The following is a 26453-nucleotide window of genomic DNA, read 5'->3' as shown; positions in this document are numbered from 1 at the left end:
TGCCTCACCCGAGGAAGGAAGGGCACCACCGTGCGCCACACACAGCAACACTCCGCCACCAGGCCGCCGCACACCTGCCCGCGCGTCACCCTCGCCCTGCACGACGGCATCGAGCGCGCCTACCGCCTGGACGACCCCAGTGCCTGTCCCCGGTCCGGCACCACGAACACCACCGGCTCCGCGTACGAGCCCCGCGTGCACCCCGCGTACCTGCTGGCCCGCCAGGGCCACCACCCCGGCTGGTTCGCGCACTTCGCCGATCTGCCTCTGCCGGCCGCGCACCGCATCACCGCGGCCGCGGCGCTCCTGAGCGCCTGAGGCCCGTTCCGCACCTCGACACCACAGACATCAGCCCCGTGCCGTGCGCCGATGCGCGCACGACGCCTCACGGAGGCGACTTTGCCACGGCCGTTTTCGCTTCCTGCCACGTCGGAATACCGCTCCCCGCGACCCAGGTGCGCGGCACCCCGTGAGCTTTCCTGTCTGCCATCGTGCGGCGGCTCGCCGACAGCCCTCTCGGCAGCCCGACGCTGCACGCGGTCGCCGCGCAGGCCCCCGCCGGGCCGCCGGTACGAATGCGGGCTCGCTGGCTATCTGGCGCAGCATCAGGCAACTGCCATGAAGGAGGTGCCCTGTGCGGGCTCTGACCAGTTTCGACTTCGTGATCCGCCTGACCGTCGGTGTCGGCTGCGGGCGCTGCCACGCGCCCGGCGGGAAACTCGCAACCGTCCCGGTTCCCGCGTCCCGCGCAGCGTCCGACGCCACCCGGCTCGCAGGCGGATCATCAACGAGACACTCTGGCGGCTCGCCATCCCGCAGGCTTCGGCGCCCGGGAGTGGTTTGAACGCCCCTGGCTTGCGGACATCGCCGGGGTGGCGAAGTACGCAGGGATCGTCGCCGTGTCCGTGGCGGTGGCGGTGGCCACAGTCTGGCGCTGTCCGAACCGGCCGGCCGGCGAAATCGTCCTGCGGGCGGCATAGATCGCCCGCCCCGCCCCGCCCAAGACCAGGCCATCACCCGTCTGCTGAGCCCGGACGGGCCGACCGCCGTCAAGCGTCGCCAGCTCCGGCCAGGGCCCGCTGGGCGGCGGCCAGCGCGGGCCCGAGCAGCCGCCCGGTCACGACACCCTGTGCGCGCAGCGCGGCACGGGCGGCGTTCGCGCCGCAGGCGCCGTGTACGCCGCCGCCCGGGTGGGCGCAGGCGGAAGCCAGATAGAGCCGCTCAATGGGGGTCTCGGGCCGGCCGGTGCCGGGCACCGGCCGCAGCACCGCCTGCTGGTGGGCGGCCGTGGTACCACCGTTGATCGCCCCGCCGACCAGGTTCCCGTCCAGCCGTTCCAGCACCGGCGGTGTGAGCACGCGCCGGGCTGCGACGTGGTCGCCGAAGCCAGGGGCGAAGCGTTCGACCTGCTCCTCCATTCGGTGGGCGATGGCCTCGCCCTCCTTCTCGTCCCAGCGCCCGGTGATGCCATCGGGCCCGAGGTCGTCGACGACGTGTTGGGGGACGTGGGTGTACATCCAGGCCGACTCGGTACCCGCGGGCGAGCGCGACGGGTCGGCGGTGGTCATCTGGCCGAGCAGCCCGAACGGGCGGGCCGGGAGGCGGCCGGTGGTGACCTGGAGTGCGTAGTCGCTCAGGTCCGCCATGGTCGCACCGAGGTGGACGGTGCCGGCCCGGCGTGCTTCGTCGGCGGACCAGGGGATCGGACCGTCCAGCGCCCAGTCGACCTTGACGGTCGCGAAGTCCCACTGGAAGCGGCGGACGCCGTCGAGGAGCCCGGCCGGCAGGTGCTCGCCCGCGACCAGCCCGCCGTACAGGTGCGGGGCGGGCACATCGGCGAGCACGGCTCTGCGGGCACGGACGCTGTCCCCGTCCGCGGTGCGGACCCCGAGCGCGCGGCCCGAGCGGACGACGACCTCGCTGACCCGGGTACCGCAGCGGATCGTCCCGCCGCGGGATTCCAGGCGCCGTACCAGGGCGCCGCTGAGCGCGGAGGCGCCGCCGACCGGCACCGGCCATCCGTACTGCTGGCCGAGCATGGCCATGAGCCAGCCGAACACCGCGCTGCCCGGCGATTCCGGCAGCAGATCGGCGTGCAGCGCGCAACCCGCCAGCAACAGTCCGGGGCCGTCCCGGTCGAACTCCTCCTCGGCCATCCGCCGCACCGGCAGCGCCGCGAGGCGGGCCAGCCGCAGTAGACCTGCCGCCCGCAGACGTGCCGCCAGTGCCAGCCCCGTGCGCACCGGCGGGAACGGCGCGAACATCGCCCGTACCAGGCACGGGTCGAGCTCCTGCCACAGCCGTGACAGCCGTCTCCAGGCGAGCGCGTCCGGCCTGCCGAAGCTCCGCTCGAACGCGTCGATGTTCGTTTCCAGGCCGCGGTGCAGCAGGGCGCACCGGCCGTCGGGCAGAGGGTGGGCGAGCACGATCGGTGCGTGGCTCCAGGTCAGGCCGTGGTCTTCCAAGCCGAGGGCTGTGATCGCGGGCGAGGCGGCGGCCAGTGGGTAGAAGGAGCTGAACAGGTCGTTGACGTAGTCGGGGTGGACGCCACGGTCGCTGCGGACCGCGCCGCCGGGCTGGTCCTGGGCCTCCAGCACCTCCACGCGCCAGCCGGCGTCGGCCAGGACGTTCGCCGCGACCAGTCCGTTCGGTCCGGCCCCGATAACGATGGCGTCGGTCATGACGAACCTCCTCCCGCGGCGGCGGCCGCTTCCTGACACGCTGCTCGGGGTGCTTCCTCCACCACGCAGGCGAGGTGGGCAAGCATCCGGCGGTGGCGCAAGTGCAGGACGAAATCCGTGGGCGCCATGTGGAGGTTCCCGCCCAGGCCGCGTAGCGGGTGCTCGTCGACGATCACCAGGGTGCCGTCGCCCCACCCGATCAACTCGATGGCGATCCGGGCGCTGCCGAGCCACCCGGCGAATGCCTCCAGTTCCAGCCGGCGCCCGCTCTCGCACACGCGGACGATGGTGTGGCCGTGGAGGCGGAACGGGCCGGCCTTGACGGTGTAGCGCAGCTTCGAGCCGACATCGGGCCACCGGCCCGCGCCCGGCCGGGTCCGGTCCGTGCCGGGCACCCACCGGGCGTACGTGGCGGGATCACCCAGCACGCACCACACCGCGTGTGGCGGCCGCTCCACCAGGACGTGTCGGATGGCCATGGTCGTCCTCCTCGCTCCCCGATCGCCCGCAGGGCCCTCCCCCCGGTGATGGCCCTCCTTGGCGGCTGCCCGGAAACGCACCCTTCGTACCCACCCTGGGCGCCAGCTTTGCGGCGGCCCGGCTGCAGTGCCCTGCCACCAGGCGGGCTATCGACAACTCACCCTGCGGCACGCCTGCCCCGGCGGCCAGCACGGCGCCGCGATACTGCCCAAACTACCCACGCCGATCAGCGCGAGGGTTTCAGGCCGGCACCAGCGGTTAGCCGCGTCAACGGGCGCTTCACGCCGCGCCGAACGGGCCAGAGCCGGATCAGGAGGAGCAGGACGATGAAGGTTGCCGACTACCTGTTGCAGCGCCTGCGGGAGTGGGAGGTCGAGTACGTCTTCGCCTACCCCGGGGACGGCATCAACGGGCTGCTCGCCGCCTGGGGTCGCGCGGAGGACCAGCCGCGGTTCATCCAGGCCCGGCACGAGGAGATGGCCGCCTTCGAGGCGGTCGGCTACGCGAAGTTCTCCGGCCGCACGGGAGTGTGCGCGGCCACCTCCGGCCCGGGTGCGATCCACCTGCTGAACGGCCTGTACGACGCCAAGCTCGACCACGTCCCGGTGGTCGCGATCGTGGGTCAGACGGACCGCAGCGCGATGGGCGGCTCGTACCAGCAGGAAGTCGACCTGCTCGCCCTCTACAAGGACGTGGCCTCGGAGTTCTGCGAGATGGTCACCGTCCCCGCCCAGCTGCCCAACGTGCTGGACCGGGCCCTGCGAGTGGCCGCGACCCGCCGCACGGTCACTGCGGTGATCATCCCGGCCGACGTGCAGGAGCTCGACTACGAGCCGCCGACGCACGCGTTCAAGCAGGTCCCCTCCAGCCTCGGGATCCCGCACTATGCTCCCGTCCCCGCCGACGAGGACCTTGCGCGGGCGGCGGAGATCCTCAACGCGGGTGAGAAGGTCGCGATGCTGATCGGGCAGGGCGCCCGACACGCCCGCCCCGAGGTCGAGCAGGTCGCCGATCTGCTCGGCGCCGGGGTGGCCAAGGCGCTGCTCGGCAAGGACGCGCTGCCGGACACCCTGCCGTATGTGACCGGCTCGATCGGCCTGCTCGGCACCCGCCCCTCGTACGAGATGATGCGCGACTGCGACACGCTTCTCGTGGTGGGCTCCAGCTTCCCCTACACCCAGTTCCTGCCCGAGTTCGACCAGGCGCGGGCGGTGCAGATCGACCTCGACCCGTCCCTGGTCGGGCTGCGCTACCCGTTCGAGGTCAACCTCGTCGGTGACGCGGGCGAGGCGCTGCGCAGGCTGATCCCGCTGCTGGAACGCAAGGTGGACGGCACATGGCGTAAGACCGTGGAGGACAACGCGGCGCGCTGGTGGGAGGTCATGCAGCGCCGCGCCGAGGTCTCCGCCGACCCCGTCAACCCCGAGTACGTCGTCCATGCCCTGGACGCGCTGCTTCCCGAGAACGCGATCGTGGCTGCGGACTCCGGATCGGCGGCGAACTGGTACGCCCGGCACCTGCGCTTCCGCGGCGGCATGCGCGGCTCGCTGTCGGGGACGCTGGCGACCATGGGGCCCGGAGTGCCGTACGCGATCGGCGCGAAGTTCGCCCACCCGGACCGGCCGGCGATCGCGATCGTCGGCGACGGCGCCATGCAGATGAACGGCCTCGCGGAGCTGATCACCGCCGCGAAGTACTACCGGGAGTGGTCCGACCCGCGCATGATCGTGGCGGTTCTGAACAACCACGACCTGAACCAGGTCACCTGGGAGATGCGGGCGATGCAGGGCGCACCGCAGTTCGAGCCCTCGCAACGCCTGCCCGATCTGCGCTACGCCGAGATCGCCGCTCTGTTCGGTCTTGACGGCGTGCGGGTGGAGCGGCCCGAGGACGTGGAGCCGGCGTGGCGTCAGGCGCTCGCATCCGACCGGCCGTTCGTCATCGACTTCCGCACCGACCCGGCGGTCCCGCCGATCCCGCCGCACGCCACCTGGGAGCAGATCAAGGCCGCCGCCGAGTCGGTACTGAAGGGCGACAGCGATCGCACCGCGGTGGTCCGCCAGGGCATGAAGGCCAAGATCCAGGAGTTCCTGCACGGCAGCGGAGGGAACTGACCGATGACCGAGCATCAGGAGGTGGACTTGGCCGCGCTCGAGCGGGCACTGCGCACCGAGGTGGACGGCGAGGTCCGCTTCGACGCGGGCAGTCGCGGCGCGTACGCGACCGACGGCTCGAACTACCGCCAGGTCCCTCTTGGTGTGGTGGTGCCGCGCACGGTCGAAGCCGGCGCCAACGCGGTGGCGGTCTGCTCCCGTTTCGCCGCGCCGGTGCTCTCGCGCGGTGGCGGCACCAGTCTCGGGGGTCAGTGCACCAACGAAGCCGTGGTCGTCGACTGGACCAAGTACTGCAACCGCCTGCTGTCGGTGGACCCGCAGGCGCGGACCTGTGTGGTCGAGCCGGGCATCGTCCTGGACGAACTGAACCGCCAGCTCGCGCCGCACAACCTGATGTTCGGGCCGAAGCCGTCCACGCACAGCCACTGCGCGCTGGGCGGCATGATCGGCAACAACAGCTGCGGGGCCTCCGCGCAGGCGTACGGCAAGACCGTCGACAACCTCCGCCGGCTGGAAGTCATCACCTACGAGGGCGCCCGGTTCTGGGCCGGCCCCACCAGCGATGAGGAGTACGCGCGGATCGTGGCCGAGGGCGGGGCGAGGGCCCGGCTGTACCAAGGGCTGCGGGACGTCACCGGTCGCCATCTCGCCGAGATCCGGCGCGGCTACCCGAAGATTCCGCGTCGCGTCTCGGGTTACAACCTGGACTCCCTGCTGCCGGAGAACGGCTTCGACGTCGCCCGGGCGCTCGTGGGCAGCGAGGGCACGCTGGTGACCGTCCTGCACGCGGAACTGGAGCTGGTCGACGTACCGGCCGCCGAAGCGCTGCTGGTCCTCGGCTTCGACGACATCTACGCCGCCGCCGACGCCGTCCCCCAGCTGCTGGAGCACAGCCGGCCCAGCCAGCTGGAGGCGATCGACGGGCGGATGGCGCAGCTGATGCGCGAGGAGCACGCCTACCTGGACTCGCTGGAGCGCCTGCCCGAGGGCGACAGCTGGCTGCTGCTGCAGTTCACCGCAGACACGAAGGAGGAGGCCGACGAGCAGGCGTACGAGCTGCTGCGGGCGCTGGGCCGCGATGAGGACGACGCATCGGTGGCGCTCTCCGACGATCCGGCCCGGGAACAGGAGATGCTCAAAGCCCGGGAGGCGGGTCTTGGTGTGACCGCCCGGCCGCCGGACGGCTCCGAGACCTGGGAGGGCTGGGAGGACTCCGCCGTCGCCCCGGAACGGCTGGGCGACTACCTGCGTGACCTGGAGCGGCTCTTCGGCCGGTACGGCTACCAACAGGCCTCCCTGTACGGGCACTTCGGGCAGGGCTGCGTGCACACGCGGATCCCGTTCCGGCTGCGCGAGGGCAAGGGCATCGAGGCGTTCAGGGCGTTCCTGTTCGACGCGGCCGACCTCGTGGCCTCTTATGGCGGGTCGCTGTCGGGCGAGCACGGCGACGGGCAGGCCCGCGGCGAACTGCTGCCGCGGATGTTCGGACAGCCGCTCGTCGACGCCATGGGCGAGGTCAAGGCGCTGTTCGACCCGGACAACCGGATGAACCCCGGCAAGGTAATCCACCCCCGTCGTGTCGACGACAGCCTGCGCCTGGGCGCCGACTGGCGGCCCGTGCCCCGGGAAACCCACTTCGCGTTCGCCGACGACGGCCACGACTTCGGCCGTGCGGTGCTGCGCTGCGTGGGCGTCGGCAACTGCCGTACCCACCAGGGCGGGGTGATGTGCCCCTCCTACCGGGCCACCCGCGAGGAGGAGCACTCCACCCGCGGCCGGGCGCGGCTGCTGTTCGAGATGCTGGGCGGCCACGACGACTCGCCCGTCACCGGCGGATGGCGTTCCACCGCAGTCCGCGACGCACTCGACCTGTGCCTGGCCTGCAAGGGCTGCAAGTCCGACTGCCCGGTCGGGGTGGACATGGCCACCTACAAGGCCGAGTTCCTCGCCCACCACTACCAGGGCCGACTGCGCCCGGCCGCTCACTACACGATGGGCTGGCTTCCGTTGTGGGCACGGCTGGCCCGCACGGCGCCGGGCCTGGCCAACGCCACGCTGCACGCCCCAGGCCTCGGGCGGCTGGGAAAGCGGCTCGCCGGTATCGACCCACGCCGCGCCGCGCCGGTTTTCGCCCCGGCCTCGTTCCAGGAGTCCTGGCGCCGGGCCGGTCGGCCGGAGCCCGACCCGCGCGATCCGCGCACCGTGCTGCTGTGGCCGGACACCTTCACCAACCACTTCCACCCCCACATCGCCGACGCCGCGGTCCGGGTCCTGGAGGACGCCGGCTTCCACGTCGCCGTCCCCGCCGGGCCGGTGTGCTGCGGCCTGACCTGGATCTCCATCGGGCAGCTCGCCACAGCCCGCCGCGTCCTGACGCGCACTACCCACGTGCTACGGCCGTGGCTGGAGGCCGGCACACCCATCGTCGGCCTCGAACCCTCCTGCACGGCCGTCTTCCGCGCCGACGCCCCCGACCTGCTCGCCGACGACCAAGACATCCAGCGCCTGGCCGCGCAGACACGCACCTTCGCCGAACAACTCGTCAACCACACCCCGGACGGCTGGCAACCGCCACGGACCAGCCGGGCAGCGACCGTACAGACCCACTGCCACCAGCACGCGATCCTCGGCGCCGACCCGGACCGCGAACTGATGCGCCGCGCCGGCATCGACGCCGACGTCCTGGACGCCGGCTGCTGCGGCCTGGCCGGCAACTTCGGCTTCGAGCGGGGGCACTACGACCTGTCCCAGGCGATCGCCGAGCAGGGCGTCCTGCCCGCCGTACGCGACACCGCCCCCAGCGCCTTCGTCCTCGCCGACGGCTTCAGCTGCCGCACCCAGATCGACCAGGCCGCCACCGGACGACACGCGCTGCACCTCGCCGAAGCCCTCGCGCTGGCGATGGACGGGCCGCCTCCCAGCGACCTCCCCGAGATGGCAGTCCCGCGCCCGCAACCCCGCCCCGCGCCGGCCCGGCTGCTGGCCGCCGGGGTCGCGGGCGGGCTGACCGGCCTGGCCGCGGCAGCCGTTCTCGCCGCCCGAAACCGCGCCCGGAGGACACCATGAAGCCGGCCACCCAAGCGTGGGAGTCCCTGCGCGAACGGCTCCACCGCGAGGCCCGCGCCTACACCGGTGGCGGCGACCGTCCGCTCGCCGCCTGCACCGGCGCCATGGGCGTCTATGCCACCACCGTGCTGGGCCTCACCGCCGCCGCACGCGCCACCCGCCGCGAGCTGCCGAACCCGAGCCCGTGGGCGGTCACCCTGCATGCGCTGGCCACCCACCAGCTCGGCTACCTGATCGCCAAGGACCCCGTCACCAGCCCGTCTCGCGCGCCGCTTCGAGGGCACCTCCGGTCCGGCCGAACTGGAGGAGGACATGTGCGGCGCTCGAGCCCGCAAGGCGATCAGCGAGCTGGTCAGCTGCCCATTCCGCGCCGGCCTGTGGGCCGCCGGGTCCGTCTTCGCCCCGCGCACAAGTCGGCTCGCCACCCCAACCCTGGCCGCCCTGGCCGCGGCCGACTTCCTACAGTTCGCGCGTGTGGCCGCCCAGCACGCAGCCGAGGAGACGCCATGACCTCCGGATCGACGCCGACCGTCGACGCCCTGCAGGTGTGGGTGCTTGATTTCCCCACCGACGCCCCGGAGGCCGACGGCACCGCCCACTGGGACACCACCACCATGGTCCTCGTGCGGGCGCGCTCGGAGAGCGCCCGCGGATACGGCTGGACCTACGGGTCCGCCGCCTGCGCACTCGTCATCACCGAACTGCTGGCAGACCACGTCGTGGGCCGCAGCGCCTTCGATGTACCGGCCGCCAACGGGGCCATGCACCGCGCGCTGCGCAACGCCGGACGCCCCGGCATCGGCGGCTACGCCCTGTCCGCCGTCGACATCGCCCTGTGGGACCTCAAGGCCCGCCTTCTCGAACTGCCCTTGGCCGACCTGCTCGGACGAGCCCGCGACGGTGTGCCCGTCTATGGCAGCGGCGGATTCACCAGCTACGACGGCCGGCAGATGGAAGTGCAGCTGCGCGGCTGGACCGAGAAGGACCGCATTCCCCGCGTCAAGATCAAGATCGGGGAGGAGTGGGGAACCCGCGAGGGACGGGACCTTGCCCGCATTCAGCGGGCCCGTGAGATCATCGGGCCCGGCGTGGAACTCTACGTGGACGCGAACGGCGCCTACTCCGCCAAACAGGCGATCCGGCTCGCCAAGCGCTTCGAGGACTCCGATGTGCGCTGGTTCGAGGAGCCCGTCTCCTCCGACGACCTCGCCGGCCTGGCCCGGGTCCGCGCAGCCATCACAGCGGACGTCGCCGCCGGCGAATACGGCTTCACCCTGCCCTACTTCGCCGCCATGGCCCCCACGGTCGACTGCCTGCAGGCCGATGCCACCCGCTGCGGCGGCATCACCGTGTGGCTCCGCGCGGCCGCTCTGGCCCAGGCCCATGGCCTGGAGCTGTCCGGCCACTGCGCCCCGCACGTCCACGCCCACGCCTCGGCCGCCGTGCCCAACCTGCGCCACCTGGAATGGTTCCACGACCATGTCCGCATCGAGAACCTCCTCTTCGACGGAACCCTCGACCCCGCGGGCGGCGAGCTCCATCCCGGCGCGGACGACACGCCCGGCCACGGCGTGGTCCCCCGCAACGACGTGCTCGAACGCCACAGCCGCACCGCCTACGCAGGACCGGCCAGCAACTGATAGTCGCCGAACCTGCAACACCACGGTCGGCAAGCCGAAGCTGCTTATCCCCGCAGGAGTCAGTCTTGATCACTACGCGCCCGGCCAACCCGCCCCCGCGCCCGGCCACTCCACCCCGGCGCCACGCCCGCTCCCCCAGCCGCCAGCACGACCACGACCGACCACCACAGGGAGAACCGAGTGCCTCACCCCACTGGCCCCCCGAACCCGCACGCGCTACGTGACTACGCTCTGCTGGCCGACGGTCGGCGCGGGGCCCTCGTGGGGCCGCGCGGCGACATCGTGTGGATGTGCGCGCCGGCCTGGGACAGCGACGCCGTCTTCGCCGGCTTGATCGGCGGGCCCGGCTGGTTCACCGTCACCCCCACCAGCCCGTACGTGTGGGGCGGCTACTACGAGGCCGGCAGCCTGATCTGGCGCAGCCGCTGGGTCACCCCCGGCGGCATCGTCGAATGCCGCGAAGCCCTCGCCCACCCCGGCCAGGCACACCGCGCAGTGGTTCTGCGCCGGATCACGGCCGTGGACGGCCCGGCCGAGTTGGCGGTGGGGCTGCAGGTGGCCGCCGGATTCGGCGAGCACCCGCTGCGGAAGATCAAGCGGGACGAACATGGGCACTGGACGGCGCGTGCCGGCGACCTGCACCTGCGCCTGACCGGCCTGCCTCACGCGAAGGCCGACGAGAGCGGCGGCCATCCGCAGGTGCACGCCGTACTCCGGCTGGAACCGGGTGACCATCACGATCTCCTCCTGGAGTTCTCCGACCGGCCGCTGGAGCAGCCGGAGCCGGCCCGGGATCTGTGGCGGGCGACCGAGACGGCGTGGGCCGAGCAGGTGCCCGATCTCGCGGGCATGCTCGGTCGGCGCGACGCCCGGCACGCGTATGCGGTGCTGCGCGGGATGACCGGCCCCGGTGGCGGCACCGTGGCCGCGGCGACCACCAGCCTCCCGGAGCGGGCGGAGCAGGGCCGCAACTACGACTACCGGTACGTGTGGATCCGCGACCAGGGCTACATCGGCCAGGCCGTGGCCGCCGCCGGGCTGCACCCGCTCCTGGACGACTCGGTGCGGTTCGTCACCGCCCGCCTCTTCGAACACGGCCCCCGTCTCGCGCCCGCCTACACTGCCGCCGGCGGCCCTGTCCCGGATCCGCGCACCCTGGACCTGCCCGGCTACCCGGGCGGGTTCGACGTGGTCGGCAACCGCGTCAACCGGCAGTTCCAGCTCGACGGCTTCGGGGAGAGCCTGCTGCTGCTCGCCGCGGCCGCCCGCCACGACATGCTGGACGCCGCGGGCTGGGGTGCCGCTCGGATCGCCGCCGACGCGATCGCCGCCCGCCACGGCGAACGCGACGCCGGGATCTGGGAACTCCACCCGGACCGGTGGGCGCACAGCCGGCTGACCTGCGCGGCCGGGCTGCGCGCCATCGCCACCGCACACCCGGCGGCGGGCCGCGGCCTCGCGGCCAACTGGGAGGCGCTCGCGGATCGGATCACCGCCGAGGCCGACCGTGACTGCCTGCACCCCACGGGCCGCTGGCAGCGGTCCCCGGCCGACCCCGGCGTGGACGCCTCACTGCTGCTGCCGGCCCTGCGCGGCGCGCTGCCCGCCGATGACCCCCGTACCCGCGCCACCCTCGACGCCGTGCTGGCCGACCTTGGCCAGGACCACTACTGCTACCGGTTCCGCCACGACCAGCGCCCGCTCGAGGACGCCGAGGGCGCGTTCCTGCTGTGCGGCTTCCTCGTCGCCCTCGCCCAGCACCAGCAGGGCAACGCCGTCGAAGCGGTGCGCTGGTTCGAACGCAACCGCGCCGCCTGCGGACCACCCGGGCTGTACGCGGAGGAGTTCGACATCGCCCAGCGTCAGCTGCGCGGCAACCTTCCCCAGACCTTCGTCCACGCCTTGATGCTCGAAGCCGCCGTTCGCCTGGTGGCCGATCTCTGACCGGCAGGGGCCGAAGGTGTCGAATCAGGCCGATAAGGCAGTCGCCCGATGGCCCTGGACGGTGTCCTGGTCGCGTAACCCGGTGTCCCCTGGGCGGCGGCCGGGTAGCCGCGCAGCCGAAGGGAGCACGAAGCGATGACCGAGTACGGTTACTTCCTGTCCTGCGAGGAGTTCACCCCTGCCGAGCTGCTTGACCAGGCCCGGCGCGCCGGGCAGGCGGGCTTCACCCGTCTGGCGATCTCCGACCACTTCCATCCGTGGAACGACGCCCAGGACAACAGCCCCTTCGTCTGGTCGATGATCGGCGCTCTGTCCCAGACCACCAACCTGCCCGTCACCACCCTGGTCACCTGCCCGACGATCCGCCTGCACCCGGCGGTGACCGCGCAGGCGGCGGCCACATCCAGCATCCTGCTGGGCGACCGCTTCGCCCTGGGCGTCGGCACCGGCGAGGCGCTGAACGAGCACGTCCACGGGGACCGGTGGCCGTCCTTCGCCGAGCGAGCCGACATGCTGGAGGAGGCGATCGGCGTGATGCGGGAGCTGTTCACAGGCCGGCCGGTCAGCCACCGCGGCCGCCACTACACCGTGGACAACGCCCGCCTCTACACCACGCCCGAGCGGCCCCTGCCGATCCATGTCTCCGGGTTCGGGCCGAACGCGGCCGAGCTGGCCGGCCGGGCCGGCGACGGCTTCGTCACCATGACCCCCGACGGTGACCTCGCCGAGGCGTTCCGCCGCGGTGGCGGCGTGGGCAAGCCGGTGGTCGGCGGTGTGAAGGTCTGCTGGAGCAGCGACCAAGACAAGGCCGTCGACACCGTCCACCGAGCTGCTGCCCGGCGAACTCGCCCAGCTCCTGCCCACTCCCGCACATTTCGAACAGGCCAGCCAGCTGGTCACCCGCGAGATGGTCGCCGACGCCGTCACCTGCGGCGACGACCCTGATGAGCACGCACAGACCATCCAGGCCTACACCGATGCCGGCTTCGACGAGGTGTACGTCGGCCAGATCGGCCCCGACCAGGAAGCCTTCTTCGACGCCTACCGGCAGCACGTCCTGCCCGCCCTGCGATCCTGACCGCCGCGGCCCGATCGTTTCGCCACCGCGATGAGGACGGACACAGACAAGGAAACGACGGCTCAGTGTGGTTGTGGGAGCATGACCGAACGCGGTCGAGGTCGGCGGGACAAGCGGTCGCATCGTCGCCCGGATGCGCGACGCCGCCGCGCAGCGCTGTGTCACGGAAGGTCGAGATGGGCGAAGTGTGGCGCGCCGTCTTCGTGCAGGTGGAGGGTGACGTCCAGGGGTGGTTGGAGCCAGCGCACGACCTGGTCGGGCACGCGACCATCGCGTGCGGTGACAAGGTGCCCCGGCAGGCGCTCGGCGATCGCCCGGGCCTGCTCCTGGTCGAGTTCGGCGGTGACCGCGCGATGGTCGCCCCAGACAACCAGCAGGCGCCTGGGCTGCTCGAGCGGGCCGAGAACACCAACGACAGCGGCGGGCTGCGGCTCCAACGGCGGTCCTTCCCGTACACGCGCGGCTGGGCAACATCCAGCCCAGGGGCTCACCCGTTGATGATGCCCCTGGCGAATCCCGCGTGCCATCCCGTCGGTATCCCGCGTTGCATGGCAGCGAAAGCCGGCCCCCGGGCCGGGCCGGGACGTGTGGAGCTGCGGGAGGCGGGGCGGCCCGGCCCGGACGGAGGTTTGCATCCGCGCTGAGCGGACAGTCGCCTCGCATGACATCCCATATCCACACCGTGCGCACCGTGGTGGTCACCGGTGCCAGCGGCGGCATCGGCCGGGCGAGCGCCGCCGCCTTCGCGGCCCGCGGTGACCGTCTCGCGCTGATCGCCCGCGGCCGCGGCGGCCTCGAGGCCGCGGTACGGCAGGCCGAGCAGGCCGGCGCGGCGAAGGTCGTCGCGATCACGACGGACGTCGCCGACCCCGACGCCGTCGAGGCCGCCGCGCAGCGCGCGGAGGACGAGCTCGGGCCGATCGACGTGTGGGTCAACGACGCGTTCGCCTCCGTGTTCGCCCCGTTCACCGAGATCACCCCCGAGGAGTTCCGGCGAGTCACCGAGGTCTCCTATCTGGGGTACGTGTACGCCACGCGGGCGGCTCTGAAGCGGATGCTGCCTCGCGACCGGGGCGTGATCGTGCAGGTCGGTTCGGCGATCGCCTATCGGGGCATCCCGCTGCAGAGCGCCTACAGCGGCGCCAAGCACGCCCTCCAGGGTTGGCATGAGGCGCTGCGATGCGAGCTGCTGGCCTCCGGGACCCGGGTACGCACGACGATGGTGCAGATGCCGGCGGTGAACACCCCGCAGTTCGACTGGGTGCGCTCCCGGCTGCCCGAGCGGGCGCAGCCGGTGCCGCCGATCTACCAGCCGGAGGTCGCCGCCCGCGCGGTGCTCTTCGCAGCCGATCACCCGGGGCGGCGCGAGTACTGGGTCGGCGGCAGCACGGTGGCCACGCTGCTCGCGAACGCGGTCGCGCCCGCCCTGTTGGACCGGTACCTGGCACGCACCGGTTTCGCGTCGCAGCAGAGCGGCGAGCGCCGGCGCGCCGATGCCCCGGACAACCTGTTCACACCGGTCGACAACTGGCAGGACTTCGGGGCCCACGGACGCTTCGACGACCAAGCACGCACCCGAAGCGTGCAGCAGTGGGCCGCCCAGCGCCTCGGGATGCTGGGCGGGGGCCTGTGGCGGGCAACCGGGCGGGTGACGGGTTTGCGACCGGGACCATGCGGGTTCGCATCCGGGCTGCGGGGCAGACGCGCCCCGCGGGTCCGAGCACAGCGAAGGAGCGTGTGACATGCCACGCGAATCGAGCCCCAAGCGGGAACGACAGTACGAGCACATCAGGGACAGCGCGCTGGAGCGCGGTGAGAGCGAGAAGCGGGCCAAGGAGATCGCCGCCCGCACCGTCCCCGGCACGGTGAGTCGAAGACCGCCACCCGCAGCTCGGTGAAGGACATCTCCTCCAGCCGACGCGGCGGCCAGCACTCCCACAGCGGCTCCCAGGGCCCCACCTACGAGCAGCTGTACAACGAGGCCAAGCAGCGCAACGTCCAGGGCCGCTCAAAGATGAACAAGAAGCAGCTCGCCAACGCCCTCGGCGACTAGAGATGATCAATTCCAAGGGGTCGCTGCGCGCTCGTAGGGCGATTGCGCTCCTGCAGATCGGCCTGCGAGAGTGTGGCCATGAGTGACGTCGTTATCCGGCGGGCCGAGTTCGCTGATGCGCCTGCGCTGGCGGCCATGCGTTGGCGATTCAAGGCGGAGGAGGGCGGCGATGAAGTCCCGCAGAACGAAGAGGAGTTCGTCGCTGAATGCGAGGGGTGGTTGCGTGCCAGGATGGCCGGGCCGTGGCGTGTCTGGCTTGCGGAAGTGGGCGGCCGACCGTGTGGTCACGTATTCGTGTGTCTTGTGGAGAAGGTCCCGAGTCCCTACCAGGACTCCGAGGCCCTCGGTTACGTGACGAACTTCTACGTCACCCCGGAACAGCGCAACCGCGGCCTGGGCAGGGCCCTCCTCGAGGAGGTGACCCGCTACGCGCACGCTCACCGCCTGGATACGTTGATCGTGTGGCCGTCCGAGCGAAGTGCGCCGCTATACCGGCGCTGCGGCTTCGACGGACCGGGCGAGCTCCTCGAACAGCCCGTGGCGCCCAGCTGAGAGAACTCTCGTCACAGACTGACTTTGGGCGCCCTCGCACCGTCCGCGCGGTCACTGCTGGAGATGATGCAGGCGATGCTCGGCTTCACCTCCGAGGCCCGCTGGCTGCGTCACGCCGGCGCCCACCTGCCGCCTGTTCCGCCGGTACCACCCGAGCCGCCCGCGCCGCCGCAGCCGCCTGCGCCCCCGACGCCGCCCGGTCGGCCGGGCGGCCCCGAGCCCGGTCCGCCGACACACCCGAAGCCCCCCGAGCCAGGCCGTCCCCGTCCGCAGGAGCCGCCCGGCTGAACCACACCGCGGCTTGCCGGTACCGAAGGCGCTCGTCTGTCCGGGTGACGGACGGCGCGGCGGTCGTGCCGGGAGGGTGCCCACCCACAGCGGGTCGAAGAATGACGGTGAGTCAGATCTTCCGGAGCTGCGCGGTGGAAGGGAGGGGACGCGTGGTGCGCGGTGCGGTGGTGGAGATCGCGGTGTGGTTCGGCGTGCTGGCAGGTGTGACGGTGGTGTCGATCAGTTCGGTCTCCCCGGTCGAGCTGCTGGTGGCCGCCGTCGCCGCGGCCGGCGGGGCATTCGCCGCGCGGCATCTGCGGCTGGCCGCCGGCGTCGCCCCGGGCGGTGCCCAGGGCGCCGTGCGGGCTGCGGTACTGGTGCCGGCCGGCGTAGTGCGCGGCTGTGGCGTGCTCACCTCCGCTCTGGTATCGGGATCGCGGAGGGCCGGTTTCGGGCGGATCCTCCTGCGAGAGGGGGTTGGTGCGGGCTGGGCCGGTGTGCTGCTGGCCGCCTCGCCGGACACCTGCGTCGTGGAGATCCCTGAGCCGGGCGAGGTGTTGGTCCACGAGCTCGGCCCGGGGACGGGACCGGTGGATGGCGTGGTCGCCGACGCGGAGGGCGCACCGTGAACGCGTGGGCCGCGGCCGCCCTGGTCCTGCTGGCGGCTGCGATGCCGGTGTGTCTGTGGGTGGCGGCCCGGGGCAGCGCGGTGCGACGCCTGGCGGGTGTCTGCCTGTTGTCCACCGCGGTGGGCGCGGTGTTCCTGGTGCTGCCGCAGGCCTACCAGCGCTCTTCCTACCAGGACCTGGCCCTGATGCTCGCGGTGCTGTCCCCGGCGGGCACGCTCGTCTTCACCCGCTTCGTGGTCGGCCACAGCTACGAACACGACAGCACCGGCGCGCACCGCCACGGCAGCGGGAGTGGGAGCGGGAGTGGGGTATGACGGACAGCCACGTGTTGTGGATCGAAGGGAGGATGATGGCAGGTCACGTGCTGGTGCTGGTGCTGCTGTGGGCGGGGGTCGCGTTCGTACTGCTGTCCGTGGTGGCACTGGCGCGCTTTGGGGACACGTTCTTGCGGCTGCACGCGCTCGCGCCGGCCGCGTGCGCGGGGGTGCCGCTGATCGCGGCGGCGGTGGCCGTCGATCAGGGCGCGGGACGAGCCGCGGTGAAGACGCTGCTGATCGGCCTGCTGTTTGCTGCCGGTGGCACGGTGACCACGATCGCCCTGGGCAAGGCCTCCTGGCAGGCCGAGCGGCGGGAGCGGGAGTGAGCGAGTGGCTGGTCGGCGTGGCGGTCGCGTTCGTGGTGCTCGCGGCCACCGTAACGGCGCTCTGCCGGGACCCGGCCCGCCAGGCCGTGATACTGGCTGTCCTGGGGCTCGGCCTGTCTGTGCTGTTCGCGGTGCTGCAGGCTCCCGACGTGGCGCTCTCCCAGCTGGCGGTCGGCACCGCGCTGACCCCGCTGCTGATCCTCCTCACCGTCCGTAAGGTGACCCGGCGCCCCACGAGCGGCGGCGACGACGGTGACGGCAAGGACCAGAGCCGGTGACCGCCCGCACCCGGCTGGTGATGTTCCTGGTCGCCACCACGGTGATCGCGGCCTTCTTCACCGCCGCCTGCACCGAGGTACCGCGCTTCGGCTCCGACTTCCACCCATACGGCCAGCGTGCGGTGACGGCGGCGCTCGCCCACCGCACGGCGAACGTCGTCTCCTCGGTCAACTTCGACATCCGAGCGTTCGACACTCTCGGCGAGGAGTCGATCCTATTCACCACCGTGCTCGGCGCCACCCTGCTGTTGCGTCTGGCCCGGGACGAGCGAGAGCACCCACCGGCAGCGGAGCGGGTGCTGCCCACCACCCGGCTGTTCGGCACGGTGCTTATGCCCATCACCCTGGTTGTCGGGGTGTACGTCGTCGCGCACGGGCAGCTTTCGCCCGGCGGCGGATTCCAGGGCGGCGTGGTGCTGGCCACCGCCCTGCACCTGGCCTACGTCGCCGCCGACTACCGCGTACTGGAGAGGATCCGCCCGCTCACGGTACTCGACGTGGCCGACTCCCTGGCAGCGGCCTCCTTCACGATCATCGGGCTGGCCGGCCTGATCGCGGGTGGCGCGTTCCTGAAGAACGTGCTGCCGCTGGGCACGTTCAACCAGATCACCTCCGGCGGCACCCTGCCGGTGCTGAACGCCGCCGTCGGCGTCGAGGTCGCCTCCGGGCTGATCGTCCTGCTCGCGCACTTCCTCGACCAGGCCGTCGAGATCACCGATTCCGATAGTCAGGAGGCGCACTGAATGGGGATCTGGGTCTACCTGGCCGCCGGCTGGGTCCTTCTCGTCGCCCTCTACGGCCTGGTCACCAGCCGCAATCTCATCCACGCCATCGGCTGCCTCGCCGTCGCCCAGTCCTCCACCTACCTGCTGCTCCTCGCCGTCGGCTACCGGCGCGGCGCGACCGCCCCCGTCTACTCCGACCTCATCCCCGGCACGCGGCCGGTCGTCGACCCCGTCGTGCAAGCCCTGGCCCTGACCGACGTCGTCGTCGGCGCCACCGTCACCGCCCTGCTGCTCGCCCTGACCATCCAGCTGCGCAAACGCCACCACACCGTCGACCCACAGGGCCTCACCGGCCTCAAAGGCTGACATGGCATCCGGGAACCTGCTGCCGCTGGCCGTGGCCATCCCGCTGCTGGGCGCCGCGTTCCTCGCCGTCGCCGGCCGCCGCCTGCCGCGCCTTGGTTGGACGCCTTGGCCACCACCATCGCCACCCTGGAGGTGGTGTGCCTGACCCTGCTCTGGACTCGCACCGGCAGCGTTGCCACAGCCCGGCTGGGCGGCTGGGCCGCTCAGGTGGGGATCGTATTGATCGCCGATCCGATCGGTGCGGGCCTGGCCCTGCTGGTCGCCGTCCTCGTCCTCGCCGTGGTCGTCTACTCCTGGCGGTACTTCGAGGAACCCGCGGGCGAACGCGCCGGGATCTTCCCCGCGCTCCTGCTGCTGTTCGAGGCGGGCATGGCCGGCTTCGCCCTCACCGGCGACCTGTTCAACGCCTTCGTCTTCTTCGAGCTCATGGGCGCCGCCGCGTACGCGCTGACCGGCTACCGCATCGAGGACCCCCGTCCCCTGCAGGGGGCACTCACCTTCGGCATCGTGGATTGGGTCGAGGCCATCGTGCGGGCCCGCCACGGCCCCGTATCGCGGCAGAATTCGAGCGCGAGCCGGTATGGGCCCGTGACTTCGCCGACCTCTCGTATGAGGGCCGACGGCTGTTCAGTGAACTGTTCGGGACCTTCCTGCTCGTCCTGGCCGGTGGCGGAGCCGCGGTCCTGAAGGCAGTCACCCACGGTCAGATCGGGCGCGGCGCCGCTGTGACAGCGCCGGGGCTGACCGTGTTGGCCGTGATCCTCTTCATGGGAGCGGTCTCCGGTGCGCACGCCCACATCCTGCGCGGCCCCGGCGGCGGCCCCGGCGGATCCCGAGCCGCGCCGCCCAGGGCGCACTTCGACCACCCACCACCAAGCACCGCTGACGGGGGTCACAGTGACGCCACATGCCCGCGCATCGCCTCGTCGAAGTCGAGCGATTGCGCCGGGGCGGGCGGCTCCCCGCTTGCATGAGCGGTTCGCGCGTCTGCTGGGGCCGGGGCTTGGCGGTGTGTCACCAGTAGTGGCGGCGGCCGCCGACGGCGTGTCCCACCAATCCCAGGATCCACAAAATGGCCCCGATGACCAGCAGGACGATCCCGATCATCCACAGGAAGCCGAGGTGGAGCAGAAACCCGACGACAAGCAGGATGATTCCGAGGACGATCATGGTGTCCTCCGATCTCGCAGACAACTCTAGCCACACATCTTTCCCGCAGTGGCCTGGGCAAACGACTGAGGGCGGGTCCCGTGCGCTCACTTTTGCGGGATCTGGGCCGCGATCCGGCTGTGTCGGTCGCCTCGGTGTCCTGCTCTCGCGAAGCCTAACCCGCGAGTGCAGCTCCGACGGACACTGGGCACCGGGCCTGCCTGCCCGGTACCTGTTGTCGAGGGCGGCTGTCCGCAGCACGCTGCACAGGGTGTCCCAGTGACGACGGTCAGGGGTTCACGCTGAAGGGGTCTGGAGTTGCCCCGGTCTGACAGACACAGATGGGCTTGCGGGCTATGCGACCGCGTAGAGCACTCTATGTGGCGTCTTCGCGGTGTGACGGCGTTCGAACTCGGCGGGGCTGAGCTGGCCGTTCGCCGAATGGCGACGCCGGGGGTTATAGAAGCCCTCGATGTAGGCGAAGAGGGCCTGCTCGGCGTGATGGCGGGTGGGGAAGGTGGTGCGGTCGATGAGTTCCGTTTCCCGGGCTACGTGGGTTTCCGGATCGCCGCAGGTGTTGATCTGGACGGTAGGGCCACAGCGCCGGGGTGGGGGCGTACAGCACGTCGTACAGGTCCAGTTGGACCGCCGGTCGTTGCCTCCGGCCGTTGGGTCCAGGGCCACTCTTGCCATCACGCCACGTCCACGAGCGCCCCACACTCAGGCCGACGCGCGGCACGTGGAGCGCCGAGCATCGGCCTGACTGGACCACGCTGTTGCCGAAACATCGGGTCAGTGCTGGTGCCGTGTGACTCGTGGCTTTGTTGCTAGGCTCGCGGCTGCGTATGAGCCGCCTGAGGAGGCCGACTCATCTCTGGTCCTCCTCATCCTCATAGTCCTCGTCCTCGTCGTCTTCCTGGCGCTCGCCGTCCTCCGCATCCTCCTCTTCGTCGGCTTCTCCGCCGTCGTCGTACTCTTCTTCCTCCTCTTCGTCGGCTTCCTCGCCTCCGTCGTCGTACTCTTCTTCCTCCTCGTCTTCGGCTTCCTCGTCTCCGTCGTCGTACTCGTCCTCAGGTTCGTCCTCGTCGTACTCGTCGTCGGGCTGTTCGTTCTGGTCTGCTTCCTCCTCTTCCATGGCCTCCTCGTGGGTGCGGACGACCTCGCCGTCGCGGATCTCGCCGCGCCAGCCCTTCGCCTCGTCGTTGCTGAGGGAGACATGCCGCTGGAAGTTCTTGAAGTCCAGGCGCAAACGGCGGCCCTGGGCTCGCCAGATGTTCCCGGTCTTCTCGAAGAGCCCCGAGGGGTAGTACTCCACAGCGAGAACGACGCGGGTGAGGGTCGGTGTCAGTTCGTGGAAGCTCACGGCCCCACGGGTACTGCCCTTGGCGCCTTGTGACGTCCACACGATGCGTTCGTCCGGCACCTGCTCCTGGACGGTTGCCTTGAAGCCGCGCTTCGAAGGCCCGACCTTGACCTTCCAGTCGGTGGTCACCTCGTCGACCTGCGAGACGTCCTGCACGCCCTTGGCGAACCCGCTGAAGTCCTGGTACTGCGTCCAGTGGTCGTACACGGTCCGCACCGGCAGGCCGATGTCGAGGACCTCGACCATGTTCATAACCTTCTTGCCAGCCTTGCGGCCGGCCTTGCCGCCGCCGAAGACACCCTTGAGCTTGTCGACGACCTTGTCCTTGACACTCTTGGCCTTCTCTGCCACGAACGCTTTGGGTGGTGATTCCCCCTGCAGGACGCGGCCGCCCACCTTGGGCAGCACACCACCGCTGTCCGCGACATCTGTGAGCTGGCCTGTGAGGTCTTTGACCTTGTTGCCGGCTTTCTCGACCAGGTGTTCCATCTGGGCGCCGAGGAATTTGACGGCTTCCCCTCGAAGCCGGTCGACGCCTGAGACCTCGGGGGGCTCCTGTTGTTCCGTCCTGGCCATGACCTACCTCCGCCGGGTGGACCGCGCGGGTGCCTTGGCCGCGCTGCTCTTGCCCGCTGCGGTCCTCTCGACCGGGGCCTTCTTCGCCGGCGCGGCCGCCTTCGTTCCCGCAGCCTTGGTGGCGGCGGTCTTCGCGGGGGCGGCGCGTGTCGACGACCGCTTGGCCGGGGGCGCTGTCTTCGCGGGAGACTTCTTCGCCGCCGGAGTCGTCTTCTTCTCGCGAACCGAGGCCTTCTTCGCCGGCGTGCGTGCGGACGGCGACTTCGATGCGGCCTTGGAGGCGGTCGAAGCGGCGCGCCGGCGGGAGGGGCGCTCGTCGGCCGTGGGGGCGACGCGGCGGCGTGCAGGGCGCTCCCGATGCGGTTCTTCCTCCGGCTCCTCCTCTGCCTCGGCTTCGTCCTCTTCCTCTGGCGCCTCGTCTTCGGCTTCGTCCTCTTCCTCCGGTTCCTCCTCGTCCACGTACTCTTCTTCGTCCTCATCACCCTCCGACTCTTCGTCTTCGGGCTGCTCGTACTCTTCCTCCTCGTCGGATGGCTCTTCCTCTCCTTCTCCCTCTTCCTCCTGCGGCTTCGGTTTGCCGATGTTCAGCGTGCGCTCCCTGAGGGAGTCGGCGAACTGCCCGATACGGCGGTCGGCCGCGGCCGCCACGGCGTGCTTACCGGCTTCGAGCAGTTCTCCGCGGACCTGTTCGTTCAGCTCCGCCAGCTGCGGCACCTCGCCGAGCCGGCGGAGCCCCTCGGTGGCGAGCTGGCGCGGATCCAGCCCGAACCGGCGGCCGGCGAGATAGGTCGCAACGCCGAACGCAAGCCGGCCTTTCTTGGCTCGTCCGATCAGGTAGCCCCCGGCGACCGCAGCCGCAAGGGCAATTTTGGCGGTGTCTTTCATGAGGTCGTTCCTTCCGGCTCCTGTGCCCCTCCTGCCCAAGAGGCACAGGAGCCGGAGGAGCCTGGGCGAGACGGGTGTGCTGCCGAGAACCTGGGATCAGCAGCAGCTTTTCGTGGGCGCGCCTGCATATCTGCATAGGGGCCGCCGACCAGTCGCCACCCGGGCGAGCATGTGCCGCATCGAGGCGATCGGCTCACGCGCGCGGGCACACTGCGCGCGGGCTCGCAGGGCCCGCGTACCGGTGCGATTCTGCACTGGCGCTTCTACCACCAGTCTGGTCAACGCGGACGCTATTCGCATGCGGGGCGCTTCGAATCCCCACGTCGGCGGACCGGGGACGAGTGAGCCCTCAGACCTCACCAGGCGCAACCCGCCGAATATCATGAACTAGGCTGTGTTGGTGGGAAGTTCCGGAAAACACGGTACCAAGTAGCACGTCGTCTCCGAGCCCGGAAAGGAACATGGCCGCAGGCAATGACGATGGCGTCGGCGGAAGGGCTGCGTCGAGCAGCACGTCCGCAGCTCCTACCAGCGGCAGAATGTAGCCGAAGACCCACCGCGCAAAAGCGCCAGCACCGGCGGATCTCAGCGCCGAGGGCCATGGGCTACGCAGCCGAGCAGCTCGCACAACTCCTGGGCCGCGCACCAGAGTCCGTCTCGGCGCTCAAACCCATCGACGACGGCTGGCAGGCCGATGTGGAGGTGGTGGAACTGGAGCGCATCCCTGAGACGACCAGTGTGATGGCCAGGTATCGGGCAACGCTCGACGAGGAGGGCGAACTCGTGGCGTACGAGCGAATCCGCCGCTACACCCGTGGGCGGATCGGCCGGCGCACCTGAGAGCCCGCTGTCCGGGCGGGCAGACAACCGCTCCGGCTGCTACGGCAGCTGTCGGGAGGCACCGTGACTGTACGGCAAGAGCAAGGGCGCGCTCAGCGGCGCCATCGAGGCTGTCACCGACTGCCTCCACCTTGGCCGCGGCAACGACGACGAGGACAAGGAACCCGCCCCGAAACGCGAGAGGCCCACCCGCCGGCCCGCCAGGCGCAGCAGCTCCTCGTTGCTGCGCTGGGAGCGGAGGTCGGCGATGGCCGGGAGGTTGAGCAGGTCGCGCAGGTCCTCGTCCGTGACCACCGGCGAGGCGTAGGTGGCGTACACGGTGACCGGCTCGCCCACCTTCACGGAGGCGACCAGATCGGCGATCCGGGCGGTCTCCAACGCCTCATTCCGCGAACACGCCGCCACCGCAAGATCCCGACGCCCACCCTTGAGCGACCACGACGCGGCGGTCGGCTCCAGCAACTCGATCGTCGGCACCAGCACCACGCGGCTCGTCTTCACCCTCATGATTCCGAGCGGCCACCCGCCGCGGCGTCCTCGTAGCATGGAGATACACGCGGCCTTCTTCGCGAAGTGGACATCGCCATGGCGGATGGCGAGGGCCTGGAACAAGGTCTGGTCCAAGATCTACTGGACCAGACGCTCACCGAGGCAGTGGAAACCCTCGGCGCGTCTTCAGGGGCCATCGTGCTGCTGGAGCACGGCGGCGAGGTACTGAGCCTTGAGGTGACGGCCGGGATCCCCCCGGAGTTCTTCAGCCCACTGCGGCACATGCGGCTGGCCACCGCGACTCCGGATCCGGTGCTCGAAGCAGTGCGCGAACGCCACCTGGTGTGGGTCAGCTCCAGCGAAGACCTGGCGCGCCGCTATCCGCACGTCGCCCTGCTCCTGCCGTATCCGCGGGCCCACGCCATCGTCCCGATCGCCACCGGGCACACTGCCTGGGGCGCCCTCGCGGTGCTGATGTCCCCCGAACGGTCGCCAGAGCTCAGCGCCTGCGAGCGCCGCACACTGACCACAGCCAGCGGTCGCATCGCGACGGTACTGCAACAGGCCGCCGACGCCGGAGCCCCCCTCCGGCCCGCATACGAGCCCCGATACATCCCCCTGACCAGCTCCGCCTCGGCCAACCCCCCGGCCGCATACCTCTCCCGCCTCCCCGACGGCGCGTGCTGCCTCGACCCACACGGACGGATCACCTTCATCGATGCCACCGCGGCCGACCTGCTGGGCGAGAGCATCCCTCACCTACTCGGCACCCGACTGCGGGAGGCGTTGCCGTGGCTGGACAATCCGGCCTACGAGCACCGGCTTCAGGACTCGGTCATCAGCCAACGGCCGACCTCGTTCACCGCGGTACGGCCACCCGACAGGCACCTACTGTTCCAGCTCTACCCTGACCGCACCGGCCTCAGTGTGCGGATCAATGCAACCGACGGCTCGCGCCCCGCGAAGGCACCGACCGATGGCGGCGCCGGGCTGGACCGTTTGGACACGATGCGTCATCTGGTACGCCTGGCCGGCGCCCTGGCGCAAGCGGCGACCGTCCGCGACATCGTCGAGCTGGTAGCCGATCATCTCCTGGTCCCCTTCCGAGCGCAGGGCTTCCTGCTCCTGATCCCCGAAGCTGGCCGAGTCCACGTCATCGGCCATCGCGGCTTCGCCCCCGAGGTGGTGGACTCCCTCGACCACACGCCCTTGACGGCGAACACTCCAAGCGTGCTGGGTCTGACTGCAGGAGTGCCGTCCTTCTTCGCCTCCCGGGAGGAATTCCGCGCGGCCTATCCGGTAAGCCCCGCCATCGACGGCGGCCTGGCCGCCTGGGCATTCCTGCCGCTGATCGCCTCCAAGCACCCCCTCGGCACGTGTGTGCTCGGCTACCAGCAGCCCCACCGCTTCACCTCCGACGAGCGCACCATCCTCACCACCCTCGGTGCCCTGATAGCACAAGCCCTGGACCGAGCTCGGCGATACGACGCCGAACATCAGCTCGCCCACGGACTCCAGGCGCGCCTGCTGCCCTACACGCTGCCGGAGATCCCCGGTCTGGACGTGGCCGCGCGTTACCTGCCCGCCAGCCACGGCGTGGACATCGGCGGCGACTTCTACGACCTCATCCGCCTGACGACTACCGAGGCCGCCGCGGTCATCGGCGACGTGCAGGGCCACAACGTCAGCGCCGCCGGGCTGATGGGCCAGGTCCGCACCGCCGTCCACGCCTACGCCGTCGCCGGCGCCACCCCCGGCGAGATCCTCGCCCGCACCAACAGGCTACTGACCGACCTTGACCCCGACCTGCTCACCAGCTGCCTGTACGCACACCTCGACCTCGCCCACCACAACACCCAGCTCGCCACCGCCGGACACCACCCGCCCTTCCTGCGCCACCCCGACCTGCACACCGAGATCCTCGACATACCGCCAGGACCCCTGCTGGGCGTGGATCCCTCAGCGTCCTACCCCACCACCGAAGTCGCCCTGCCCCCCACCACCGTCCTCGCCCTGTACACGGACGGACTCATCGAAACCCCCGGCACCGACCACGACACCAACATCACCAAGCTCGCGACAGTCCTCTCACACGCCGGCCACACCCTGGACAACATCGCCGATGCGCTCCTCGACCAAGCCCACCCATCCGGCACCCAGGGCGACGACACCGCCCTTCTACTCCTGCGCGTCCGCCCAACGCCACGCGCACCCTCGTAAACGCCACCGCCGGGCACGCCCGACCATCGGGCCACGCCGGCTTCGTCACTCGCCGCCCAGGCCAACCAGGCGCGCTATCGAGGGCCTGATCTGCGCGATGACGGCTTCGCCATTACGCCGTGCTCGGAACCGCTTCGCTGGCAGGTGCCGAGGGCCGAAGTACGCTTCGACGTGAAAGTACTGATCCGCGGGCCGCACGGGTCTGTAAAAAAGTTCGCTGGACAGACCCGGCCAAACCGGTGCACCCGCCGCGCGCCGTATCGCGGGTGTGTCGGATGTGTCAGCGAGTGCGGCGTCGGCTTACGCGCCGGAGCCGAACTGCGGAGACGGCCAGCGCGAGGATCAGCACGGCGACGCCGATGAACAGCAGGTAGAGCAGGCCCTTGGCGACGGCGCCGATGATGCCGAGCAC

General features: G+C 71.0%; 26 protein-coding genes and 3 pseudogenes. 21 read left to right on the top strand and 8 right to left on the bottom strand.

Features of this window, described 5'->3' with window-relative positions:
* Positions 1-30 precede the first annotated feature (30 nt).
* On the top strand, positions 31-318 hold the full coding sequence (locus tag ACWDAK_RS32035; RefSeq protein ID WP_344640852.1) for a hypothetical protein: 288 nt from the start codon (positions 31-33) through the stop codon (positions 316-318).
* A 731-nt stretch (positions 319-1049) separates the two neighbouring features.
* Here ACWDAK_RS32035 and ACWDAK_RS32030 read toward each other — a convergent pair.
* A complete protein-coding gene (locus ACWDAK_RS32030) occupies positions 1050-2681 on the bottom strand; it encodes a phytoene desaturase family protein (RefSeq protein WP_427395076.1) in 1632 nt (543 codons plus the stop codon).
* Complete coding sequence (locus tag ACWDAK_RS32025; protein ID WP_344640854.1) at positions 2678-3160, bottom strand: SRPBCC family protein; 483 nt, start codon at positions 3158-3160, stop codon at positions 2678-2680. The genes ACWDAK_RS32030 and ACWDAK_RS32025 overlap by 4 nt, the downstream gene beginning before the upstream one ends.
* A 327-nt stretch (positions 3161-3487) precedes the next feature.
* Here ACWDAK_RS32025 and ACWDAK_RS32020 point away from each other — a divergent pair, with 327 nt between their 5' ends.
* The 7 genes from ACWDAK_RS32020 (at position 3488) to ACWDAK_RS31990 (ending at position 13003) form a co-directional block, all read left to right on the top strand.
* The gene (locus tag ACWDAK_RS32020; RefSeq protein WP_427395077.1) at positions 3488-5275 is read left to right on the top strand and encodes a thiamine pyrophosphate-requiring protein; all 1788 of its coding nucleotides are present in this window, start codon (positions 3488-3490) and stop codon (positions 5273-5275) included.
* A gap of 3 nt (positions 5276-5278) precedes the next feature.
* Complete coding sequence (locus ACWDAK_RS32015) at positions 5279-8341, top strand: FAD-binding and (Fe-S)-binding domain-containing protein (protein WP_427395078.1); 3063 nt, start codon at positions 5279-5281, stop codon at positions 8339-8341.
* 312 nt (positions 8342-8653) lie between these two features.
* Positions 8654-8851, top strand: a complete 198-nt coding sequence (locus tag ACWDAK_RS32010) for a DUF1360 domain-containing protein (protein ID WP_344640857.1) — start codon at positions 8654-8656, stop codon at positions 8849-8851.
* Positions 8848-9981, top strand: a complete 1134-nt coding sequence (locus ACWDAK_RS32005) for an enolase C-terminal domain-like protein (protein ID WP_427395079.1) — start codon at positions 8848-8850, stop codon at positions 9979-9981. Before ACWDAK_RS32010 ends, ACWDAK_RS32005 begins: the two co-directional genes overlap by 4 nt.
* Before the next feature lie 180 nt (positions 9982-10161).
* Positions 10162-11925, top strand: a complete 1764-nt coding sequence (locus tag ACWDAK_RS32000) for a glycoside hydrolase family 15 protein (protein WP_427395080.1) — start codon at positions 10162-10164, stop codon at positions 11923-11925.
* A gap of 135 nt (positions 11926-12060) precedes the next feature.
* Positions 12061-12870, top strand: coding sequence for a TIGR03557 family F420-dependent LLM class oxidoreductase (locus tag ACWDAK_RS31995; RefSeq protein WP_344640860.1), 810 nt, complete (start codon positions 12061-12063; stop codon positions 12868-12870).
* Positions 12833-13003 carry a hypothetical protein gene (locus ACWDAK_RS31990; protein ID WP_344640861.1) on the top strand — a complete coding sequence of 57 codons (171 nt, stop codon included), beginning with the start codon at positions 12833-12835 and terminating at the stop codon, positions 13001-13003. The genes ACWDAK_RS31995 and ACWDAK_RS31990 overlap by 38 nt, the downstream gene beginning before the upstream one ends.
* Before the next feature lie 161 nt (positions 13004-13164).
* Here the strand turns inward: ACWDAK_RS31990 and ACWDAK_RS31985 are convergent, their stop codons facing one another.
* Positions 13165-13440, bottom strand: a complete 276-nt coding sequence (locus ACWDAK_RS31985; RefSeq protein ID WP_344640862.1) for a hypothetical protein — start codon at positions 13438-13440, stop codon at positions 13165-13167.
* Between the two features lie 224 nt (positions 13441-13664).
* Here ACWDAK_RS31985 and ACWDAK_RS31980 point away from each other — a divergent pair, with 224 nt between their 5' ends.
* From ACWDAK_RS31980 to ACWDAK_RS31930, 11 genes and pseudogenes are all read left to right on the top strand, one after another.
* On the top strand, positions 13665-14744 hold the full coding sequence (locus ACWDAK_RS31980) for an SDR family oxidoreductase (protein ID WP_344640863.1): 1080 nt from the start codon (positions 13665-13667) through the stop codon (positions 14742-14744).
* 1 nt (position 14745) lies between these two features.
* A pseudogene (locus ACWDAK_RS31975) lies at positions 14746-15056 on the top strand (plasmid stabilization protein).
* A 78-nt stretch (positions 15057-15134) separates the two neighbouring features.
* Entirely contained in the window at positions 15135-15608 is a 474-nt protein-coding gene (locus ACWDAK_RS31970; RefSeq protein ID WP_427395081.1) for a GNAT family N-acetyltransferase, read from the top strand.
* Between the two features lie 57 nt (positions 15609-15665).
* A pseudogene (locus tag ACWDAK_RS31965) lies at positions 15666-15770 on the top strand (IS982 family transposase); the annotation flags it as partial.
* A gap of 233 nt (positions 15771-16003) precedes the next feature.
* The gene (locus ACWDAK_RS31960) at positions 16004-16507 is read left to right on the top strand and encodes a hypothetical protein (protein ID WP_427395082.1); all 504 of its coding nucleotides are present in this window, start codon (positions 16004-16006) and stop codon (positions 16505-16507) included.
* On the top strand, positions 16504-16821 hold the full coding sequence (locus ACWDAK_RS31955) for a monovalent cation/H+ antiporter complex subunit F (RefSeq protein ID WP_344640865.1): 318 nt from the start codon (positions 16504-16506) through the stop codon (positions 16819-16821). The genes ACWDAK_RS31960 and ACWDAK_RS31955 overlap by 4 nt, the downstream gene beginning before the upstream one ends.
* A complete protein-coding gene (locus tag ACWDAK_RS31950) occupies positions 16818-17150 on the top strand; it encodes a cation:proton antiporter (protein ID WP_427395083.1) in 333 nt (110 codons plus the stop codon). Before ACWDAK_RS31955 ends, ACWDAK_RS31950 begins: the two co-directional genes overlap by 4 nt.
* Complete coding sequence (locus ACWDAK_RS31945) at positions 17147-17428, top strand: Na(+)/H(+) antiporter subunit B (RefSeq protein WP_427395084.1); 282 nt, start codon at positions 17147-17149, stop codon at positions 17426-17428. Before ACWDAK_RS31950 ends, ACWDAK_RS31945 begins: the two co-directional genes overlap by 4 nt.
* Positions 17425-18171, top strand: a complete 747-nt coding sequence (locus ACWDAK_RS31940; protein WP_427395085.1) for an MnhB domain-containing protein — start codon at positions 17425-17427, stop codon at positions 18169-18171. The genes ACWDAK_RS31945 and ACWDAK_RS31940 overlap by 4 nt, the downstream gene beginning before the upstream one ends.
* Positions 18172-18519, top strand: coding sequence for a sodium:proton antiporter (locus tag ACWDAK_RS31935; protein ID WP_344640869.1), 348 nt, complete (start codon positions 18172-18174; stop codon positions 18517-18519). It abuts the gene before it with no gap.
* 105 nt (positions 18520-18624) lie between these two features.
* Positions 18625-19206 (top strand): hypothetical protein, encoded by a 582-nt coding sequence (locus ACWDAK_RS31930; protein WP_427395086.1) that lies wholly within the window; start codon positions 18625-18627, stop codon positions 19204-19206.
* A 327-nt stretch (positions 19207-19533) separates the two neighbouring features.
* Here the strand turns inward: ACWDAK_RS31930 and ACWDAK_RS31925 are convergent, their stop codons facing one another.
* The 4 genes and pseudogenes from ACWDAK_RS31925 to ACWDAK_RS31910 form a co-directional block, all read right to left on the bottom strand.
* Positions 19534-19689, bottom strand: coding sequence for a DUF6131 family protein (locus tag ACWDAK_RS31925; protein ID WP_344640871.1), 156 nt, complete (start codon positions 19687-19689; stop codon positions 19534-19536).
* 333 nt (positions 19690-20022) lie between these two features.
* Positions 20023-20211 (bottom strand): annotated as a pseudogene (locus tag ACWDAK_RS31920) (IS3 family transposase); the annotation flags it as partial.
* Between the two features lie 325 nt (positions 20212-20536).
* Positions 20537-21607, bottom strand: a complete 1071-nt coding sequence (locus ACWDAK_RS31915) for an SRPBCC family protein (RefSeq protein WP_427395087.1) — start codon at positions 21605-21607, stop codon at positions 20537-20539.
* A 3-nt stretch (positions 21608-21610) separates the two neighbouring features.
* Positions 21611-22492 carry a histone protein gene (locus ACWDAK_RS31910; RefSeq protein WP_427395088.1) on the bottom strand — a complete coding sequence of 294 codons (882 nt, stop codon included), beginning with the start codon at positions 22490-22492 and terminating at the stop codon, positions 21611-21613.
* Between the two features lie 480 nt (positions 22493-22972).
* Between ACWDAK_RS31910 and ACWDAK_RS31905 the strand changes: the two genes are divergently transcribed.
* Entirely contained in the window at positions 22973-23332 is a 360-nt protein-coding gene (locus tag ACWDAK_RS31905) for a gas vesicle protein GvpO (protein WP_427395099.1), read from the top strand.
* 39 nt (positions 23333-23371) lie between these two features.
* Here ACWDAK_RS31905 and ACWDAK_RS31900 read toward each other — a convergent pair whose 3' ends face one another.
* On the bottom strand, positions 23372-23944 hold the full coding sequence (locus ACWDAK_RS31900) for a hypothetical protein (protein ID WP_344640876.1): 573 nt from the start codon (positions 23942-23944) through the stop codon (positions 23372-23374).
* Here ACWDAK_RS31900 and ACWDAK_RS31895 point away from each other — a divergent pair.
* Positions 23918-26041: a SpoIIE family protein phosphatase gene (locus ACWDAK_RS31895; protein WP_427395090.1), complete on the top strand. Its 2124-nt coding sequence runs from the start codon at positions 23918-23920 to the stop codon at positions 26039-26041. The genes ACWDAK_RS31900 and ACWDAK_RS31895 overlap by 27 nt on opposite strands.
* Positions 26042-26453: the final 412 nt, after the last annotated feature.

Source organism: Kitasatospora sp. NPDC001175 (assembly GCF_053598215.1).
The sequence above is the reverse complement of the archived record's forward strand: the minus strand, read 5'-3'. Positions and strand labels throughout refer to the sequence as shown.